Consider the following 19,858-nt stretch of genomic DNA (forward strand, 5'->3'; position numbering starts at 1 on the left):
ACTCAGATAATAATAAGGGATTACAAGACTCACATCAATAGTTGAATGAAAACTTTTCTAATCTTTTTACCTCCCTTGAGGTGCAACAATTAGCGCTCACCTGCCCAGCGCCCTAAAATGTTTACACTGGTCACCACCCCCACAATAGGGTAAGCGAGCGGGGTGCCATTCAAGGAATTCCCAGGTTTAATGCTTAGTCCACGGTGCGGTGGCAAGTACCACATAAACGATTTTCACTCCTCGCTCTTGCTGCCTTTCATTCCGCATTGACCGGGGTGCGCTAGTAGTGTGGGGGCCTATGACTGACCTGAAAACCACCGCCGGCAAGATCGAGGACCTGGACGCCAAGCTTGCCGAGTCCCGCGCACCGCTGGGAGAAGGCGAGCCGGCCGCCCGCACCCGCGTGACGCAGCTGCTCGATGAGGGCTCCTTTGTGGAAACGGACGCACTGGCCCGCCACCGTTCCACCGACTTCGGCCGCGAGCATGACCGCCCCTATACAGATGGCGTGGTTACCGGCTACGGCACCATCGATGGCCGCCGCGTATGCGTCTTTAGCCAGGACGGAGAAATCTTCGATGGAACGATGGGTGAGGTTTATGCCGAAAAGCTCACCAAGATTTATGACCTCGCCATCAAGACCGGTGTTCCCGTTATCGGCATTTATGAATCCACCGGCCCGCGTGTACAAGAAGGCATCGTCACCATGGCTGGATACGCCCGCCTCATGGCGCGTGTCTCCCAAGCCTCGGGCCTCATTCCGCAGATCTCCGTTATCGCGGGCAATACCAGCGGCATTGCGGCGTTCGCGCCGACGTTTGCTGATGTGCTCATAGTCACCCAAGGCACCGCCCTCCACCAGGCTGCCAGCCACGTGGCCGGCGCGGAGCCAGAGACCTTTGGCGGCGCCGCAGCCCACGCAGAGTCCGGCACCGCTCACCTGGTGGCCAGCGACGACAAGCAGGCTTTGTCCCTCGTGCGCGACGTTTTGGCTTACTTCCCCGCCAATAACCGCGCAGAGGCGCCGCGTGTGGATGCCGGTAGCGTCGCGGACTTTGATCTCAATAGCGTCATCCCGGATACCGCCGCGCAGGCCTATGACATAAACGATGTCATTAAGGCTGTAGTCGATGAGGGGTCATTCTTCGAACTCTCTGCAGAAGCGGCCCAAAATATCGTCACTGGCTTTGCCTACATCGATGGCCGCACCGTCGGCATCGTTGCCAACCAGCCGCTAGCATTGGCCGGTGCACTGGATTCCGCCGCCGCAGAAAAAGCCGCGCGCTTCGTGCGCACGTGCGATGCCTTCAATACTCCCATCGTGGAATTCGTGGACTCCCCAGGCTTTGTGCCTACCCCGGAAGAGGAAAAGGCAGGCCTGCTTCGTAGGGCGTCGAAGTTTGCCTATGCGCAGGCCGAAGCGAGCGTCGGCAAGCTCACTGTAATTACCCGCAAGGCTATTGGCCCGGCCTACGTATTTATGGGTGCAAAAGACCTGGGGGCGGACCTGGTCTACGCGTGGCCCACCGCAGAAATTGCCGTCACCCAAGCCTCCCAGGCTTCCCTGGCCATCTATGGCTCTGAGGAAAAGGAAAAAGAGATGGACGAGCTCTTCTTGCACCCGTATGCCGCTGCGGAGCGCGGGCTGGCCGATAATGTCATCGAGCCTTCCGCCACCCGCCACTACCTGGTGGAAGGCCTGCGTCTGCTAGAGCGCAAGGCCGTGGCGCAGGTACCCAAGAAGCACGGAACTGTTTAGGAGGCGAGATGTCTACGCCTGAAATCAAGGTAGTAAAGGGCAATCCCACTGAAGACGAGCTCGCGGCCCTGCGCACGGTGTTGGCGCAGATGAGTGCAAAGCACTCGGGTGCTACCGGCGAGCGCAATGAATGGGGCAACCCGGCTGAGCGCTTCGAGCGCTTTGGGTCGCAGCGCATTTATAATCCCTCCGCTTTCCATACAGTGCGGTACTTCTAATGCGGCTCATCCTCGCCTCCCAATCGCCCTCGCGTGCGTCCATCTTGCGCGGCGCGGGCGTAGAACCTGTCTTGGAACCGGCCGACATTGATGAACGCTCCCTTGAAGCCTCGCTCGCCGGCCGCCCACCGGCCGATATCGTGGCGGCCCTAGCGACAGCCAAGGCCGAAAAGGTGGCCGAGCGCTACCCCACCGAGCCCGTCATCGGCGGCGATTCTATGCTGTTGCTCGGCGGCGAGTTACAAGGCAAACCGCACACCGAGGAAGCCACCATCGAACGCTGGCACCAGCAAGCCGGCCGCACGGCCGAGCTGCTTACCGGCCACTGCCTCCTCTTTGGCGATAGGCGCCATGTGGAAACATCTACCACCACGGTTCACTTTGCCCACGCCAGCGAAGCCGATATCGCAGCGTATGCCCGATCCGGTGAGCCACTCCAGTGCGCCGGTGCTTTTACTTTGGAGGCAATGGGCGGCTGGTTCATTGACCGCATCGAAGGCGATCCTTCCTCCGTTATTGGGCTTTCCCTGCCGGTGGTGCGCCGCGCGCTGTATTCATTTGACCTTAACGTCTCCGATTTCTGGTAGCTGCGCGCCGGCGTCGCTACAGTGGGGTGGCATGGAAATGAAAGACATGCTTGCCCCGAAACCCATTGAGCTGCCAGCCGATCCCGGTGCGGACTCCACCTCGGATCTCGCCGCCGACATCGTTGCCCATCCGGATTCTCCGCTGCTGTGGGCCTTGCTTGCTGAGCAAGAGCTTAAGCAGCAGGAGGGCGCTGAGCCAGCCGCTTTCATCACCGCCTACGCCTACGCGCGCACGGGCTACCACCGTAGCCTGGACCGCCTGCGCGGGAATGGGTGGAAGGGCTGGGGCCCGGTCCCCTTCTCCCACGAACCGAACCAGGGCGTGCTGCGCGCCATCGCCGCCCTCGGCCATGCCGCTAAGGCCATCGGCGAGGACGATGAGTACGACCGCATTCGCCAAATGCTTTCCGACGCCGACCCAGACAGCGTCGCCACTCTCCTCGACTAGACCTGGAGAGCCGCCATGCCTGTCGTGCCACCTCACTGCCTGCGGCGATTCTCCGCCGCTCTGCTACTTGCTACTTCCCTGCCACTAGCGCTAAGCGCCTGCGGTACGCAAAAGGATTCTTCTTCCTCCGAACGGCCAGTCTTTTCCAGTCAAGCACCTGCCGAAAATGATTCCGCCGGCGGGGATGATGCAGCTTCCGCAGCAGCGCCCTCCCCGTCAGAGTCCACCGATAAGGGCGAGAAGTCAGCCACGCAGGAGCAGGATAAGAGCAAGGACAGCGAGTGCACGAAGCTGCCTAACGACCCGCGCAAGGTCTACGCCTCTGGCACGGCACCTGGGCGCATGCCCGCTGACGATGGCAGCGATTTCAACTTTTGGATCGGCGATATCGAGAACTCCTACGACCCCTGCGCGACGATTAGCTGGATTATTTTCCGCGGTTCAATGGGCGACGTGGAAGGCCCGGCAGGCACCGGCGCCTCGATTGCTGATGGGCTAGCTCTCTATGTCAATGGCGCCCCGGCCAAGGACATGTCCGCCTTCGACAGGGTAGAGAGCGTCACCCCAGTCTCCGACAACCAAGTCGATTTCACCTGGGGAGAGCGCAGCCGCTCTACCGCGGAGGGCATTACCGCGCACCACACCGTGCGCTTGCAGGCACAAGGCGACACCATTGCACCAATTTCTGGTGAAGTCGAGGAATTCAACAAGATGTGGGTTGATCTTCCCAGTTACCAGCTCGGAACCTACGATTAGCCTTTAGCCAGCCCACATAAGGCCTAGGGCTGTACGACACACGCCCCAGCTCAATCTGCTGGGGCGTGTGTCATTTCTTGCTGTGCTACTCGCCTTGTTCAGCGAGTCACTCATCGCAAAAGATTAGTCCATTTTGTCGAGAATATCACCAGTGTTTTGGGCAATCCGCACGTTTGCCACCATGGCCTCCAGGAACAGCCTGATAGCCACCATAAAGGCGTAGTAGATAATGGTGCACAGGACTGCTAGGAAGATGAACGCGAAGATGCTTCCGAAGATGGCGGAGGCGGAGTCCTCCTCGATGCCATAAATGCCCATGCCGGTAGCGAATAAGAAGGCACCGAGAAGGTGCAGAATCCACATGATTCCACCAAGAATCATGGCGACCTTATAGATCTCCTTCACGTGGGTGATGGTCAAGAAGTGCTTGAACTCGAATTCAAAAAGTCCGCCCAAGAGCCCATCCTTTTTGGCCAAGCCCTTGAGAGCACCGCTCATGCGACTGTTCTTATTACCCAGCTCTTGGCCAGAATCGGCAGGAGCAGCGCTAACCGAAGGGAACTCTCCGAATCCTTGGCCCGTGCTCTGCTGTTGAGCGTAGCCACCAAAAGCCGGTTGCTCGTTCGTGGACTGGGCGGAACCGAATTGGTTGCTGTTCGCAGCAACGTCCGTTGATGCCGAATCCGTGAATGGGTTATGCGCACGGGAGGCAGCGCCCTGACCTGCGGCGGAAGACTGCGTGGCCCAGAAATCGGAGTTGCCGGTACTTGGAGATGCCGCAGAAGCAGCCGAAGCATCCTCCTCGGCTGGCTTCTGAGAGGACAGATCCCGCGGGTTTCCAAAATCACCAGACGGATCAGTGTGACCGAATGACTTCGTTTCATCTACATCGAAAGAGCCAAACTCCTTGGTCTCATTCACCTCGGCAGCGCTGGCTCCCTCAGCGTTTTCCGCAGCATCCCCAGCGCGGTGGTGCGGAGTTTCGGAAAAATCGCGCGGGGAAAAATCCTTCGGGAAACCGGCGGAATTGAAATCATTATCAGCCATTATGCGGTCCTCAAAATGTTTTAGGGATGGTAGGAAAATGCCCCACGGTGTCCCGTGGGGCTACTTGGCAGGATACAGCGAGCGCTAGGCGTTCGCGGCCTCAACGCGACGAATTGCCTCGGCGGCGACCTTTTCTTGGATTCCCATGTCCAGCTCGGAAGTGAAGCCAACGCAGGAGCAGTTGATCTCGCCGAGGACGTAGTTGTCGGTGCCATCTGGGGCGTCGTCAAGCATGAAGTCCGCGGTCCAGATCAGCGGAACGTCCTTGGTATCGCCGAGCTTTTCAGCGATAACGGGACGCGCCTTATCGAACATCTCCAGCAGCTCCGGCCACGATTCCGGCTTATCGTAGGTGTACTTGGCACCGGAGAAGAGCGTAGCGGAGAAGTTATCGCCGCCCTCCGCCGGCTTCTTGTGCACGATAAATACCGGCTCATTGCCCACGAGCAGGATGCGGATTTCGCCCTCTACAATGCGCGGCATAAAGCGCATATCCACCAGCATGCCGTTATCGCCCACAATGTACTGGTCGCAGAAGTCCATGAAAGCACCCAGCTTGTAGTCATGGGTCTGGTTATCCACTGCCTCGGTGCACTTCAAAGCGGTATCGAGCGGGAGCGCAGTCCCCGGTTCAACGGACTGAGCAAGATCCGGATCCGCGAGGCGCACGCGCCAGATGCCTTCACCCGTGGAACCGCGGTTTTGCTTGAGCACGCGCTCGCCATAGGACAGCGAGGTGGGGAAGGTATTATGCAGCTCTTCCACCTCGTAGTACGCGGCAGTATCGTCCGGCACCAGCGGGGTGTCATTGAGCTTAACCAGTGCGTCCTTGGCGCCATAGGCCATCATGTCCGCCGGAGTGGACATACCTACCAGGCCGGCATCTGCCAGCTTGCTCAGCAATTCGAAGTAGCCCTTCTCACCGCCGGGGATATTGCCGGGGTTGACGCGGGAGATATAGGCATCAAAGTTTTCAGAAACCTGAGTGTAGATCTCTTCAGACTTGTCCGGATGGAAGTAGATTACCTCTGCCTCCCAGCCTTGTTCCTTGATCGCATTGACGATTGGCATGGTGTCCTTGCGGTGGCCATCTGCGCCTTTATCCGAGCCGCCTTCTACCTCAAATACAACAATTGCCTTGTGCACTTGCAGTTCCCTTCATAGGTGGTGTTCATAGCACGTTGTCGCACCATATCCCGAGTTTATCCCAGCTCTTCTTCCTCCGCGCGCCCAACTGCCCCCTCCCTTTAACCCCGCCGGCCGGCGGCCCCAATCACCGGTTAAAACCTGTATCTCAGGCCACAGGAATAATGCCCGAGTGATCATCACGGGAAAAATCGGGTTAAAGTGGTGGGAGCGAATTATTAACCCTTATAGGAAAGGCAGGCGGACAGTGGCTGACGTTGATCCCTATCCCCCATTCCAGGAATACGCACATCCCGAACGCCTCGTGTCTGCACCGTGGCTGTCCGCACGCCTAGGCATCAAAGGCCTGCGCGTTATTGAGGTGGATGAAGACTCGCTCCTCTATGACATTGGCCATATCCCCACTGCCACCCGCATTAACTTCCGCACGGAACTACTTAGCCCACTTACCCGTGATTTCATCGACGGAGAAGAATTCACTTCCCTAATGCGAGAGAAGGGCATTAACGCCGACGATACGATTGTTCTTTACGGCGACAAGTCCAATTGGTGGGCTGCCTACGCCCTGTGGGTATTTACCCTCTTCGGGCACAAGGACGTTCGCCTGCTCGATGGCGGCCGCAATGCGTGGATGGCCGAGGAACGCGATACCTCTTTCATGGTTCCAGACTTCCCAGCATCCGAATATCCCGAAGTAAGCCGCGATGACTCTATGCTGCGCGCCTTCGTAGATCAGGTGCGCGAGACCGAAGGCACGCTCGTAGACACCCGCAGCCCAGAAGAGTTTGCGGGCGAGGCCACCGAACACGATCCCAATGGCGATTCCGCCTACGGCACCACCATGCGCCACGGCCATATCCCTAGCGCGATCAACCTCGAGTGGGATCGTTCCACCTACCCCAACTCCTGCTTCCGCTCGGCCGAAGAGCTTCAGGTCAATTACGGAATGTTGGAGCCTGAATCTGCCACAATCCTCTATTCCCACGTGGGCGCCCAAGCCGCGCATACGTGGTTTGTGCTCACGCATCTTTTGGGATTCACAAAGGCGCAGGTCTACGATGGTTCGTGGTCTGAGTGGGGCAATATGGTGAAAATGCCGATTGAGCGTTAGTTTTTCGGTTTAGCCGTATAAGCCCATGTCCACACTGGATGTGGGTTTATTTTTGTTCAAAAATGTCCCCCTTGCGTGCGTGAAAATTAACTCATGCTTTTGTGTGCAAGAATAGATTGCGTATTCAACCTAATGTGTTCAGGAGGTTGCTGCCGTGGCAGTAGAAACCAAAAAGATCTCAAAGGTTCTCGTAGCGAACCGCGGTGAGATCGCCGTTCGCGTGATCCGCGCGGCCCGCGACGCTGGCATTGCTTCCGTCGCCGTCTACGCCGAGCCAGACACCCAGGCACCCTTTGCCTCGCTTGCCGACGAAGCCTTTGCACTCGGGGGCACCACTTCTGCCGAGTCCTACCTCGTCTTTGACAAGATTCTGGAGGCCGCAGAAAAATCCGGCGCGGATGCCATCCACCCGGGCTACGGTTTCCTATCCGAAAACGCCGACTTTGCTCAGGCCGTCATTGATGCCGGATTGACCTGGATTGGCCCCTCTCCTGAGTCCATCCGCAACTTGGGCGATAAGGTAACCGCGCGGCACATCGCCGAGCGCGCCGAAGCCCCTATGGCCCCGGGTACTAAGGATCCGGTGGCTGGCGCCGATGAGGTGCAGTCCTTCGCCATGGAATACGGCCTTCCCGTTGCCATCAAGGCTGCCTTTGGCGGCGGCGGCCGCGGCATGAAGGTGGCCTACTCCGCAGAGGAAATCCCCGAGCTCTTTGAATCCGCTACCCGTGAGGCAACCTCCGCCTTCGGCCGCGGCGAGTGCTTCGTAGAGCGCTACCTGGATCGGGCCCGCCACGTCGAGGCCCAGGTGCTGGCAGATAAGCACGGAAACGTAGTGGTCGTCGGCACGCGCGATTGCTCCCTGCAGCGCCGCTTCCAAAAGCTAGTCGAGGAAGCCCCCGCGCCTTTCCTTACCGATGAGCAACGCACCTCCATCCACGAGTCTGCCAAGCGCATCTGCCGCGAGGCCGGCTACTACGGCGCCGGCACCGTTGAGTACCTGGTGGGCGCCGATGGCCTCATTTCCTTCCTGGAGGTCAATACTCGCCTGCAGGTGGAGCACCCCGTATCCGAGGAAACTACCGGCCTCGATCTCGTGCGCGAGCAGTTCCGTATCGCTGAGGGCCACGAGCTCTCCCTGCAGGAAGACCCCACCCCGCGCGGCCATGCCTTCGAGTTCCGCATCAACGGTGAGGATGCCGCCGCAAACTTCATGCCAGCCCCCGGCACCATCGTGAAGTACTCCGAACCAGCTGGTCCGGGCGTGCGCGTAGATTCCGGCGTCGTCCAGGGGTCCGTCATTGGTGGACAGTTCGATTCCATGCTGGCCAAGCTCATCGTCTGGGGGCCAGACCGCGAGACCGCACTGCGTCGCTCCGCCCGCGCCCTATCCGAGTACACGGTTGAGGGCCTGCCCACCGTTATCCCGTTTGACCAGGCTATCGTTGCTGACCCAGCTTTCACTGCAGTAGATGGCAACTTCGGCGTCTACACCAAGTGGATCGAAGAGGAATGGGATAACCAGCTTCCCGCCCACGATGATTCCACTGATGCCGAAGCCGCCGAGGCAGAACCTTCCCAGGTACACACCGTGGAGATCGACGGCCGACGTATCGAGGTAGCCCTCCCCGCGTCCTTCAGTGCCAACGGCACCCCACGTAAAAAGAAAAAGCGCAAGGGTTCCGGCGCCAAGGCCGCCGTTTCCGGCGATGCGGTTACCTCCCCAATGCAGGGCACGGTCATCAAGGTCAATGTGGAAGAGGGCCAGGAGGTCGCCGAAGGTGAGGTCCTCCTCGTTCTCGAGGCCATGAAGATGGAAAATCCCGTCAAGGCGCATAAGGCCGGCACCGTTACCGGTCTGGCAGTAGAAGCAGGCGCTTCTACCACCAAGGGCAGCGTGCTGCTGGAAATCAAGTAGCCTACCCCGCTAGCCGTGGAAGAATGACTGCTTCTTCCCTCGGCGTACGCTTGGCCAAGGAAGAGGATCGTGATTATCTCGCGGTCCTCTTCCCTTCTTATATCTCTGAGTGGTCCCCCATCGTGGACGGCGGTGTCCTCGCCTTGCCCATGTCCGCGAACGAGGATCCCACCACTGCTCCCCGCGGCGCCGCGCTTTTGCGCTACTACCCCGCCGCTGACAAAGGCCCAGCTTTCTTGGGCGATCCCTTAGCCCACCCGCTTGACGACGCCGCCTGGCTCACCCCCTTCGATCCCGAGGAAATCCCCGAGCTCGTCGTCGCCACCGACGATCCAGCCGCCCGCACCCTGCTCATTAGCAACGCCATCGACCTCGCGGCCGAGCAGACCGCTCCTGGTATCTCGTCGGCCACGCCCCTACCTGGTTTCGAGGAGCTTGCCCCAGGTAAATTCTTCCGCCGCTTTTAGCCCCCCAGGGTCCAGCCGCCTGTCTGCTAACCTGGCAACAATGTTGACAATAGATGCAGACTACGGACATTCCGCCGCCTTGGGGCACCTAAATCGCAGCTTTGATGTCGGTCGCGTATACGGCCTGAAAGGCCCGAATGGTGCGGGTAAATCTACGCTGCTGCAGACGTTGAGCGGCGAGATTGCCCCACTAAATGGCACCGTTTTCATCGACGGTGCCGCGCCCGGTAGCGCTGCGGCGGCCGGTTCCGTCATCTCCGTCGGGGACCCAGTCTTTCTCCCCGACCTCACCGTGGGTGAGCACTTTAGTGTGCTATCCCGCCGGACCGGCGTGGACTTTACCGAGATCCATGAGCTCTGGGCCCTCGACCAAGCCATCCTGAATTCTGCGGTCAGCGATCTTTCCTCGGGCCAGCGCCAGCGCGTCTACCTCGCAGCCCAGCTCTATCAGCCGGCCAAAGCCCTGCTTATCGACGAGCCCGAACGCCACCTCGACCACACCTGGATCGACTTTTTGGCCGAGGAGCTACGCCACCTCGCAGCCGATGGCCGCTGTGTTGTACTTGCTTCCCATTCTCCAGCCATCTTCGATGCCTGCGACGAGGTGGTGGAGATTTCATGAAACTTCTCTCCACAGCCTCCTCAGCCATCTATTACACTTTCATCGCGGCACTTATCGCGAGCGTCAGCGTCTACGCCTGGCACAATGCTGCAGCGCTTCTGCCCTCGCTAACACAGCGCACGGCCGCTGCTCTGCACGCAACCGCGACCATTGGCGCCGGGCTCGGCTCGATCGCCCTCATCGTTCTCCTCGAGGCGCTCTATCCGCTGCGCAGCCTTTCGCTCGGGCGTTGGGTCTATGCGGATAGGCCGCGGGGGCGCATGGGAGGCGTCGATAAGCTGTCTATTGCGCAGCTCGCCGGCGTAAGCCTCCTTGGCCTCGCCCTGTGCACGTCACTGCATCTTCCGCTCTATGCGGCGATAACCCTACCCCTGCTGCGGTTTGTCATCGGCTGGCGGTCCTTCGATCTCGCCTCGCTCCTTCACGCGGGCCGTACCCGTGCCATCGGCTCGTCCTCCTTTGGGCTACTGGATTCTGAGGTTTCTGCCGATGCCATCGCCTCCCAATCCGCGCGCCTGCGCCCGCGCTCGCATACCACGGCTTCGCTCAGTCTCCTCTTTGCTCGGCGCCTGTATCGCCGGTGGTACATCCCCCTCGGTGCGGTCGCCGTCATGGGGCTGACCCTAGCGCTTGCCCCACAACTCGGCAGCTTGGCGCTCATAGGATTCGCTGCCGCATGGTCAATTGTCGGCGCCGCCACCGGCCGCGCTGCATCCTTTGGCCGCATCACCGACGGCACCTGGCCCGACTGGGGGCTACCCTTGGCTGCTTCCGCAGGTGCCGCAGTTCTTGGCACCACCTTCATCGCCTTGGTGTGGAAGCTGTCTTTGATCACGCTCGCAGCGTGTTGTTTAGGGCTTACCTACGCCGCCTTTAAACGTTCCCGCCCCGCACGTGTGACCACCATGAATATCATCGATACCGGCGGCTTCGGCGCCTCCTTCTCTCCCGAGGTCTTCGGTTACTTCATGCGCGGGAGCTACGGTATTGCTGCCATCGCAGTAGCCCTTTTCCTCTAGTCTCCTCGCCTCAACGCCCCAGGTATATCACTGCTTTAAGTCACACATACCTGGGGTTTCTTTGTGATCTTATTTTGTATTACACTAAGCAATACAGATTGTGTTACTGTAAGTGATACAAAAGAGATTGGAGGTGACACATGTTTATTAACCTCAACCCCGAATCTGACGTCCCCGTATTTCAACAAATTCACGATGAAATCGTCGTGGCTATCGCTCGCGGACAACTTTCCGATGGCGACAAGCTAGATCCCGTCCGCCGCGTTGCCAAGGATATAGGCATTAACCCCGCCACCGTGAAGAAGGCCTACGACCTCTTGGTTTCCGATGGCCTCGTAGAAACCGCTGGCCGCTCCGGCTCCATCGTCCGGCCTGGTGCTCGCACCACCGCGCAAGAAAAACAACTGGAAGAGCAATTAAGCCGCATAGTCGCACTAGCCCGCGCACAGGGCTTTAGCCCAGATGAGCTACACGCTCGACTCAGCTCCACCCTTAATGACCTGGAAGTATCGTCATGATTTTCACACTTTTAATGGCCGCCACCACCCTTGCTATCACTTGGATTATGGCCCAAACGCCCTCCCTGGCCTCACCTGGCACACCGCTCGGCGTCCGCGTACCCAAGGCTTATCTTTCCGATCCTGCCGTTACCTCCGCCCTTGCCGGATTCAAGGTACGAACGTGGACCTGTGGCATTGCGGCGACGGTCCTGTCCCTCTTTGCCTGGAAACTACCGCTATTAGCCGCCGTACCTTCCCTCGTGGTAGCGCTCGGTGGCATGTGGGCTTATCTATCCCAGCGCCGCCGCATCATCGCCGCTAAAAAAGCGGGCGGCTGGTTCGACGAGGTGGAAACCACCATCGCTGCCCGTGTTTCCCACAAATCCATTGGCACGCCCAACTTCGACGGCTTCCCTACGCCGACTTTTCCATGGGTAACCATGCTCTCTTCCCTGTTGTGCATCGCGGCCGGTGTAATCATCGTCGCTTCCCACTGGTCCGATATTCCTGACCCCGTTCCAGTGCACTGGAATTCTTCCATGGAGGCAGATAATTGGAGCGAAAAGAATATCGGCAGCGTATTTTTTACCTCATTCACCGCCTTAGGAATGCTCTTTCTTTTCGCCGTCATCTGCTCTTTTATCGCACATAGTGAGGTATCCCCACGTTCAGAACGCAGCATTAAAGCGCGACTGCGCAACGAAGCAAACCTCGCCTTCACGAACACCGGAATGGGAGTTCTCACCCTGCTCGTGTGTGCCGGCATGACCTTCCTACAAGTAACCGGCCCTGTACCGCAATTTCAACGGTTCACCGGCGCCGCCGTTATCACGATGTTGGTTCTTACCGTCGGTGGCAGCATCGGACTGGTTGCGTTTCTTCTCTACAAGCAATCTCAATTGTCTGAGCAACTGCGTGGAATCCGCTTTCCCGATGAAGACAATGAATCGCCGGACAATGACCACCTCTATAAATGGGGTGTGATGTATTACAACCCGGATGATCCGGCGGTACTGGTAGACAAGCGCTTCGGTACGGGAATGTCCTTCAATTATGCCCGGTGGCAGGCCAAAGTCTTTCTCAGCCTCGTAGCACTCATCTTGGTTGGTTCTTTAGCATTGCCCGCTATCTTAGACTAAGACAAGCCTCCGATATCATCGCGAATCAACGATTTCGTCCATCTAAACCAACGGTTTCGTCGACGGTTTTGGTCATTTGGACGGACGAAATCGTTGATTTTCACCACAGCTAGACACCAAAGCGCCCCGCTGCCTCGAGATAAATCGAAGGAAGCGGGGCGTTTGAGTGTGCAGACTAGTTGATTACGGCAATGAGGTCGCCGCCTTCAACCTTGGTGGCCTGGCCGATGGCCACGCGCTCGACCACGCCATCCTTGGTGGCGGAGATGGATGCTTCCATCTTCATCGCCTCGATGACGGCGATTTGGTCGCCGGCCTTTACCTCGTCGCCAGGCTTGGCGGTCGGGTTGACCACGCCGGCGAATGGTGCGGCGACGTGGCCCTCGTTGGAGGGGTCGGCCTTTTCTACGGTGGCGACCGTAGATTCGGCGTTCTCGTCGCGCACCTTCATTGGGCGGATCTGGCCGTTGACGTTGAGAACCACGTTACGCATGCCCTTCTCGTCCGGCTCACCCACGGCGTCGAGACGCACCACGACCTGCTTGAGGTCTGCGCGATCGGTGGAGTCCTCTGGGAAGTAGTGGACGACCTTTTCTTCGCCTTCAGTCAGACCGTAGAAGAAGGTGGTATCCGTAAGTGCTTCGGTATTGCCGTACTTACGGCGGAACTCGTTGAATTCTTCAAACTGCTTCGGGAAAAGCAGACGGTTCAGGCAGGCACGGCGCTCCTCCGAGTTATCGGACTCGAGGTGTGGCTGCTCCTCAGCAGGAACTTCGCTGATTTGGGCGCCGGTCGCCTCGCGACCGTCGAGCACCTTATCGCGCAGTTCCGGCCAACCGCCCGGAGGAGTACCGAGCTGGCCACGCAGGAACTGGTTAACCGAGTCCGGAATATCAAACTTCGTCGGATTAGCGGCGAAGTCTGCAGGATCTACGCCCGCGCCAACAAGGTGCAGGGCAAGATCGCCTACAACCTTGGAGGACGGGGTGACCTTGGTCGGACGGCCCAGCATCTCGTTAACTGCTGCATAGGTGTCCTCGATGATCTCGAAGCGATCCGCCAGTCCAAGGGCAACGGCTTGGGCACGCAGATTGGAGAGCTGACCGCCCGGAATCTCGTGCTTGTACACGCGACCGGTAGGGCCAGGGATGCCGTTCTCAAACGGAGCGTAGAGCTGGCGCACGGCCTCCCAGTACGGCTCGAGATCGGAAACTGCCTGCAAGTCAATGCCGGTATCCCGATTGGATTGGGAGAAGGCCGCAATAAGCGCCGACAGCGATGGCTGCGAGGTAGTACCAGCCAGTGGTGCGGAGGCGCCATCGACAATGTCAGCACCGGAGAGCGCAGCCGCATAGTAAGTAGCCATTTGACCACCAGCGGTGTCGTGCGTGTGCACGTGCACCGGCAGATCGAATTCCTTGCGTAACGCCATGACTAGCTTGGAAGCCGCCTCAGGGCGAAGCAGACCCGCCATATCCTTGATGGCAAGGATATGGGCGCCGGACTCCACAATCTGCTCGGCCAGCTTGAGGTAATAATCCAGCGTGTACAGGTTCTCCTTCGGTGAGGAAAGGTCGCCGGAGTACGCCATGGCCACCTCAGCAACGGTGGTATTGGTCTCGAGGACGGCATCAATGGCGGGGCGCATCTGGGAGACGTCGTTAAGTGCATCGAAAATGCGGAAGACATCGACGCCCGACTTGGCTGCTTCCTGGACGAAGCCGCGGCAGACCGAATCCGGGTATGGGGTATAGCCCACGGTATTGCGGCCGCGCAGGAGCATCTGGATATTCTGGTTCGGCATAGCCTCGCGCAGCATGTCTAGGCGTACCCAGGGGTCCTCGTGAAGGAAGCGCATCGCGACGTCATAGGTAGCACCACCCCATGCCTCCACGGAGAAGAGATTCGGGGTCATGCGAGCGACAGCCTCGGCGGCGGAAACCAGCGCAGTACTACGCACGCGGGTGGCCAGCAGGGACTGGTGGGCATCGCGGAAAGTGGTGTCCGTAACCATGAGTGCGTGCTGCTTACGGATCTTTTCTGCCCACTTCTGTGGCCCAAACTCGAGCAGATCATCACGCGAACCGCGTGGCAGCGGCTCGGAAAGGTCCAGCTCGGGGAGCTTGTCAAAGGGACGAAGTGCCGTCGGGCGCTCGCCGTTGGGTTCATTAACGGTGGTCTCCGCAATGTACTCGAGGATTCGACCAGACTCATCGACGGCGGGCGGCGCCTTGAGCAGGTGCGGATGCGCGTTGATGAAGCCGGTGTCCACACGGGTCTGAGTGAAGTCCGGCTCGCGCAGCAGGGCGCGCAAGAAGCCGATATTGGTGGCCACACCGGAGACGTGGAACTCGTTGAGCGCGCGCTGGGCGCGCTGCACGGCCTGCTCGAAATTGACGCCGCGGCAGGTCATCTTTACCAGCAGGGAGTCGAAGTTCGGCGATACCTCTGCGCCCACAGAAGTTGCACCGTCCAAACGCACGCCAGCGCCACCCGGCGAACGATACGCGGTCAGCGTACCGGTATCCGGGCGGAAACCATTATTCGGATCTTCAGTGGTAATGCGGCACTGCAGGGCAGACCCGGTGATGGAAATCTTGTCTTGGGAGAGGTGAATATCCTCCAGCGAGGCACCGGCTGCGATATTCATCTGGGCCTTCACGATGTCGACGCCGGTGATTTCCTCGGTCACGGTGTGCTCAACCTGCACACGCGGGTTCATCTCGATAAAGACGTGGTTGCCGCGCTCATCCACGAGGAATTCCACGGTACCCGCACCCTCATAGTTGATGTGCTCGCAGAACTTCACCGCATCCTGGCAGATGCGGTCACGCAGCTCTGGGTCTAACGTCGGCGCTGGGGCGATTTCCACTACCTTCTGGTGGCGGCGCTGGACGGAGCAGTCACGCTCAAAGAGGTGAATAACGTTGCCTTGGCTATCAGCCAGAATCTGCACCTCGATGTGCTGTGGCTTGATTACCGCGGTCTCGAGGTAGACGCTGCCATCGCCGAATGCGGCTTCCGCTTCGCGGGAGGCCTCGGCAGCCTTCTCGCGCAGCTGATCTTCGGATTCTACGAAGCGCATTCCTCGCCCGCCGCCACCGGCAACGGCCTTAACGAATACGGGGAAATTGAAATCCTTGGAGTATTCCACCAGCTTATCGACGTCCGTCGATGGCTCCGAATCCTGCAACGTCGGCAGCCCAGCTTCCTTCGCCGCGCTTACCGCTGCAGCCTTATCACCAGTCAAATCCAGCGTGGATGGGGTCGGGCCAATGAACTTAATTCCATTGTCCTCACAGGCACGAGCGAGATCCGCGCGCTCCGAAAGAAAACCGTAGCCGGGGTAAATAGCATCCGCTTCCGCCTTCTTCGCGGCGCGAATAACTTCATCGATATCGAGATAAGCCTTTACCGGCTGCCCCTCGGTACCAATACGGACGGCTTCATCTGCAAAGGCACGATGGAAGGAGTTACGGTCTTCACGAGGGTAGACCGCGACGGTCTTTGCCCCAGTTTCAAAGGCAGCGCGGAATGCACGCACGGCGATTTCGCCGCGGTTGGCTACCAGAATCTTTTTGAACGATGGAAGCGCGGGATTAGCCACTTCTGTGTTCCTTTCAGCTCGGAAGACGCCGCGATGCAACGCCTCCTGTTGGGTGATCCGCATCTCAGTCTAGAGGGCCACTCCTCAAATGTCTGCCCTTTTTGACGCCTAATTCGCCACACTTACCAGCCACGGAGCCGCCTTGCGGATATTTCTACAGGTCGACCAGTAATAACAAGGTTAGCGATTCTGTAAATGTTGCAAATTTTTGATTCAACAACTTACACAACGGGGACACCCGCTTTTACACCGCAGCTCCACCTCGTATCACGCCTACCGTTGACCGTGGTCACTTTTCGTTATATGGTTACCCACATAGGTGGTTAACCCATACACCAGGAAGGGAACCATATGCCACGAATCAGAGGGGCCACATCATGAGTGACACCCGGCCTATTTACCAGCAACTGGCAGGAGGAATCAGGGACATGATTATCAGCGGCGAGCTGTCAGAGGGGACACGCGCCCCCAGCACCAACGAGCTTTCCGCATTCCACTCCGTCAATCCGACTACCTCTGCCAAGGCTCTCACTGTCCTCTTCGAGGAAGGGCTGCTAGAAAAGCGCCGCGGCTTGGGCATGTTTGTACGCGAAGGCGCGCGCGAGGAGGTTCGCCATCAACGCCAAGAATCACTCAGGGAAGACTTCATCGTTCCCCTCCTGAAAGAAGGGGCCGCATTGGGATTAAGCGCCAGCGACATCGCTGACCTCATCGAAGCCGAAGGAGACCATCATGACGCACCTTAAGTTGCAGAACGTCACCTGCAAGCACCGCCTGCACGTGCCGCACCTCGATCTCAACTCCGGTATGTACGGATTGATCGGCCCCAATGGCGCAGGCAAGACCACTCTCTTGCGTGCGGTAGCGGGGTTCCTGCCCGTCAAAGGCAACATCGACGCCTCGTCGGTGGCGATCGCGCGCACCGGCGCGGATATCTTGCTTTCCGGTTCTACTGTGGCCCAACACCTGCGGGCCGCAGAGCACGTCCGCGATAGATTCGACGTGGGGTATGCGGAGGAGCTTTTGGATAGTTTGGGCGTCAATAAGCGCAGCAAGAATCGCTCTCTCAGCACCGGCCAGCGCCAGCTGGTTGCCTGTGCCACTGCCCTGGCAGCGCGCACCCCGGTCACTCTCCTCGATGAGCCCTTCAACGGCCTGGACGCACCGACGCGCACGCGCCTGCGAGAGCTCATCATCGCCCATGCCGCAGCCACTCCGGATTGGCTGCTCGTGCTTTCTTCACACCGCGCGGAAGACCTCGTAGGTTTGGTTGACCAGGTCATCACCGTGCACGACGGCACGGTCAATAAGCCCACCGATCTTGAATCCCAACGGCCGCACTACCCCGTGCTCACCGGCAGCGCAAAGGACGTTGAGCAAGCCCTCGCGCTTGCCGACGCCCTCCCCCTCCACCAATCCTCCCTCGGCTCGACCACCAAGGTTCATGCCTGGTCCCCAGTACCATTTCCAGCTGATACCGCAGCTGCCGCCCACGTCACCGTTTCCTACCTCGATGATGGTCAACTCATTGATTCCCTTGTTTCCCACGCCCTTGAATCCGCCCGCACCCGACAAGAGGAGTCCTAAAATGTCCCTGCTGAAGACCTTTAATCTCAACGCCACAAAGACCCTTATTGCCGTTTGCATTATCGTCGCGTTGCTGTGGAGCGTGCCTTATTTCCTGCCCACCGACCCAACAACGATTAGCGCTAACCCTGCTGGCTGGGGAATTCTCGCCGTATTCATTTGGGGCCTCTACTGCGCCTTCACCGCAACTGAATACCGGGCCCTTCGTGGCCTGGGAATGCGCCCACGGCAGTGGCTGATGAGCATGCACGCGACCCTATGGCTCGCCGCATTCGTATTCGGCGCCATTGCTTGGCTGACATTTTATGTCGCGCTACGCGCTGGCGTAGACATGTACTCGTCGTGGGTTATCTCTCCTGGCAGTTCCGGTCTCAGGCCTCTCTTTGCTCGAATCGCGACCTTGGGAAGCTTTGTTTGTGGTCACCTACTTACCGGATACATCGGCACGTTCATCGGCTTAGTGGTCAGTAGCGCCAAACAACGTTCTCTGTTCACACGGTTCTTGCTTATTGTTGGCATCCTTGTCGGCTTCTATGCAGCAGCACTCCTGCTGGCAATTCTTATTGATAACCTAGGGACTGTCCACATCGGCGCCCCTTGGCCGGGTTTATTCTTCTACTCGGCTTTGACTGTCATCGTCTTCTCACTGTTGATGCATCAGTTAGCGCAGCGAGTCCAGCCTTAGACTATCCATGGAAAACGGCTGCTCCCCCACCCCAAGAATGAAAATTGTCTCTGGAGGAGGGGGAGCTTGTGAGTTTTAGAAGGACTTCGGCGGGACCGAACGCTGCTCCTCGCCGTTATAAGCGGATAACGGGCGGATAAGCGAGTTATTCTCGTTCTGCTCTACGATGTGCGCAGTCCAACCGGTAATGCGGGCCATGACAAAGATTGGTGTGAAGAATTCAATGTCAAAGCCCAGGATGTGATAGGCAGGTCCAGCCGGGAAGTCGAGGTTCGGTTTGATCTTGATGGAGGTATTTTCCTCCATCGTCTTGGCCATGATGTCATACATCTCAACCCACTGGGTCTGGTCGTGTTGTTCGGCCAGCTCCTTAAACGCTGCCTCCATTGTTGGCACGCGGGAGTCGCCGTTTTTATAGACGCGGTGACCAAATCCCATGACCAATTCCTTGTTCGCCAGCTTGTTTTTGGTCCACTCTTCTGCCTTGGCAGGATCGGCAACCTCCAGGAAGTTTTTCATCACGGCCTCGTTGGCACCGCCATGTAGGGGTCCCTTGAGCGCGCCGATGGCCGCGACGATGGCGGAATAAGTATCGGACATGGTCGAGGTCACCACGCGGGCTGCGAAGGTGGAGGCGTTAAAGGAGTGCTCCGCATAGAGGATGAGGGACTTATCAAAGGCCTCGATATCGGCACGGTTGGTAGCTGGGGAGCCTTCCTCATCACCGAAGACCATCCAGAGGAAGTTCTCCGCAAAGCCCTTCTTGCGGGAGGGTTGGATGTAGCCTTCACCGCGGCGGCGCCGGATATCAAGCGCAATGATGGTGGGAATCTTGGCCATAAGCTCCAGCGCGGTGCGGCGGATATGCTCGGAATCCTTGGTGTATTCCTCTGGGTCTTGGGAACCGATATAGGAAATGGCGGTACGCAGTACATCCATTGGGTGGCACGATAGCGGCATGGACATGATGAGGTCGATGACGTGGCGCTCTAGGTGGCGCAGGGCCTTCTCGCGGGCGGAGAATCGGATAAGTGATTCTTGGCCTGGTAGTTTGCCGTTCCACAGCAGGTAGGCCACTTCCTCAAAGGAGCAGTAGCGAGCCAGCTCCTGGACGGGATAACCGCGGTAAGTCAATGAGTTGGTCTCGGGGACGACCTTGGAAACGGCAGTTTCATCGACGACGACGCCGTATAGGCCCTTGCGGATTTCGGGGGTGTGGTTCTTATCAGGCATGGTGGGAAA

The 19,858-nt window shown here is 58.7% G+C and carries 19 protein-coding genes; 15 read left to right on the top strand and 4 right to left on the bottom strand.

The genetic code is table 11. The features are described from left to right. Nucleotides 1-298: 298 nt before the first annotated feature. From WMP97_RS03830 to WMP97_RS03850, 5 genes are read left to right on the top strand one after another with little or no spacing between them, the layout of a single operon-like run. Complete coding sequence (locus WMP97_RS03830; protein WP_340439845.1) at nt 299-1,759, top strand: acyl-CoA carboxylase subunit beta; 1,461 nt, start codon at nt 299-301, stop codon at nt 1,757-1,759. Nucleotides 1,760-1,767: 8 nt separating this feature from the next. Further along, nucleotides 1,768-1,977, top strand: a complete 210-nt coding sequence (locus tag WMP97_RS03835) for an acyl-CoA carboxylase subunit epsilon (protein ID WP_023020698.1) — start codon at nt 1,768-1,770, stop codon at nt 1,975-1,977. After that, nucleotides 1,977-2,564 (top strand): Maf family protein, encoded by a 588-nt coding sequence (locus WMP97_RS03840; protein WP_023020697.1) that lies wholly within the window; start codon nt 1,977-1,979, stop codon nt 2,562-2,564. Before WMP97_RS03835 ends, WMP97_RS03840 begins: the two co-directional genes overlap by 1 nt. A gap of 31 nt (nt 2,565-2,595) precedes the next feature. Continuing rightward, a complete protein-coding gene (locus WMP97_RS03845) occupies nt 2,596-3,012 on the top strand; it encodes a DUF3151 domain-containing protein (RefSeq protein WP_340439846.1) in 417 nt (138 codons plus the stop codon). 15 nt (nt 3,013-3,027) lie between these two features. Then, nucleotides 3,028-3,768, top strand: coding sequence for a hypothetical protein (locus tag WMP97_RS03850; RefSeq protein WP_316330621.1), 741 nt, complete (start codon nt 3,028-3,030; stop codon nt 3,766-3,768). Between the two features lie 123 nt (nt 3,769-3,891). Here the strand turns inward: WMP97_RS03850 and WMP97_RS03855 are convergent, their stop codons facing one another. Further along, nucleotides 3,892-4,815, bottom strand: a complete 924-nt coding sequence (locus WMP97_RS03855) for a DUF4282 domain-containing protein (RefSeq protein ID WP_340439847.1) — start codon at nt 4,813-4,815, stop codon at nt 3,892-3,894. Nucleotides 4,816-4,899: 84 nt separating this feature from the next. After that, a complete protein-coding gene (locus WMP97_RS03860; RefSeq protein WP_316330619.1) occupies nt 4,900-5,961 on the bottom strand; it encodes a Cj0069 family protein in 1,062 nt (353 codons plus the stop codon). A 247-nt stretch (nt 5,962-6,208) separates the two neighbouring features. Between WMP97_RS03860 and WMP97_RS03865 the strand changes: the two genes are divergently transcribed. The 7 genes from WMP97_RS03865 to WMP97_RS03895 all read left to right on the top strand — a co-directional run bounded on the left by WMP97_RS03865 (nt 6,209) and on the right by WMP97_RS03895 (nt 12,737). After that, a complete protein-coding gene (locus WMP97_RS03865; RefSeq protein ID WP_023020692.1) occupies nt 6,209-7,072 on the top strand; it encodes a sulfurtransferase in 864 nt (287 codons plus the stop codon). Nucleotides 7,073-7,226: 154 nt separating this feature from the next. Next, nucleotides 7,227-8,990, top strand: a complete 1,764-nt coding sequence (locus tag WMP97_RS03870) for an acetyl/propionyl/methylcrotonyl-CoA carboxylase subunit alpha (RefSeq protein ID WP_340439848.1) — start codon at nt 7,227-7,229, stop codon at nt 8,988-8,990. Nucleotides 8,991-9,013: 23 nt separating this feature from the next. After that, nucleotides 9,014-9,457, top strand: coding sequence for a hypothetical protein (locus tag WMP97_RS03875; RefSeq protein WP_023020690.1), 444 nt, complete (start codon nt 9,014-9,016; stop codon nt 9,455-9,457). Nucleotides 9,458-9,497: 40 nt separating this feature from the next. Next, nucleotides 9,498-10,079 carry an ABC transporter ATP-binding protein gene (locus tag WMP97_RS03880; RefSeq protein ID WP_023020689.1) on the top strand — a complete coding sequence of 194 codons (582 nt, stop codon included), beginning with the start codon at nt 9,498-9,500 and terminating at the stop codon, nt 10,077-10,079. Continuing rightward, nucleotides 10,076-11,098, top strand: a complete 1,023-nt coding sequence (locus tag WMP97_RS03885; protein ID WP_340439849.1) for an ABC transporter permease — start codon at nt 10,076-10,078, stop codon at nt 11,096-11,098. The genes WMP97_RS03880 and WMP97_RS03885 overlap by 4 nt, the downstream gene beginning before the upstream one ends. 140 nt (nt 11,099-11,238) lie before the next feature. Further along, complete coding sequence (locus tag WMP97_RS03890; protein WP_023020687.1) at nt 11,239-11,616, top strand: GntR family transcriptional regulator; 378 nt, start codon at nt 11,239-11,241, stop codon at nt 11,614-11,616. Continuing rightward, a complete protein-coding gene (locus WMP97_RS03895) occupies nt 11,613-12,737 on the top strand; it encodes a DUF1648 domain-containing protein (RefSeq protein ID WP_340439850.1) in 1,125 nt (374 codons plus the stop codon). The genes WMP97_RS03890 and WMP97_RS03895 overlap by 4 nt, the downstream gene beginning before the upstream one ends. A 175-nt stretch (nt 12,738-12,912) precedes the next feature. Here WMP97_RS03895 and WMP97_RS03900 read toward each other — a convergent pair whose 3' ends face one another. Then, nucleotides 12,913-16,344, bottom strand: coding sequence for a pyruvate carboxylase (locus tag WMP97_RS03900; protein WP_340439851.1), 3,432 nt, complete (start codon nt 16,342-16,344; stop codon nt 12,913-12,915). Between the two features lie 377 nt (nt 16,345-16,721). On the opposite strand from WMP97_RS03900, the gene WMP97_RS03905 reads away from it, so the two are divergent. From WMP97_RS03905 to WMP97_RS03915, 3 genes are read left to right on the top strand one after another with little or no spacing between them, the layout of a single operon-like run. Beyond that, the gene (locus WMP97_RS03905) at nt 16,722-17,090 is read left to right on the top strand and encodes a GntR family transcriptional regulator (protein WP_340439852.1); all 369 of its coding nucleotides are present in this window, start codon (nt 16,722-16,724) and stop codon (nt 17,088-17,090) included. Further along, nucleotides 17,077-17,931, top strand: coding sequence for an ATP-binding cassette domain-containing protein (locus tag WMP97_RS03910; protein ID WP_340439853.1), 855 nt, complete (start codon nt 17,077-17,079; stop codon nt 17,929-17,931). The genes WMP97_RS03905 and WMP97_RS03910 overlap by 14 nt, the downstream gene beginning before the upstream one ends. 1 nt (nt 17,932) lies before the next feature. Next, nucleotides 17,933-18,616, top strand: a complete 684-nt coding sequence (locus WMP97_RS03915) for a transglycosylase (protein ID WP_340439854.1) — start codon at nt 17,933-17,935, stop codon at nt 18,614-18,616. Nucleotides 18,617-18,691: 75 nt separating this feature from the next. Here WMP97_RS03915 and WMP97_RS03920 read toward each other — a convergent pair whose 3' ends face one another. Further along, nucleotides 18,692-19,849: a bifunctional 2-methylcitrate synthase/citrate synthase gene (locus WMP97_RS03920; protein WP_086587872.1), complete on the bottom strand. Its 1,158-nt coding sequence runs from the start codon at nt 19,847-19,849 to the stop codon at nt 18,692-18,694. Between the last annotated feature and the right edge of the window lie 9 nt (nt 19,850-19,858).

Origin of the sequence: Corynebacterium sp. KPL4072, from assembly GCF_037908395.1 — a bacterium.
GTDB classification, from domain to species: Bacteria; Actinomycetota; Actinomycetes; order Mycobacteriales; family Mycobacteriaceae; genus Corynebacterium; species Corynebacterium kefirresidentii.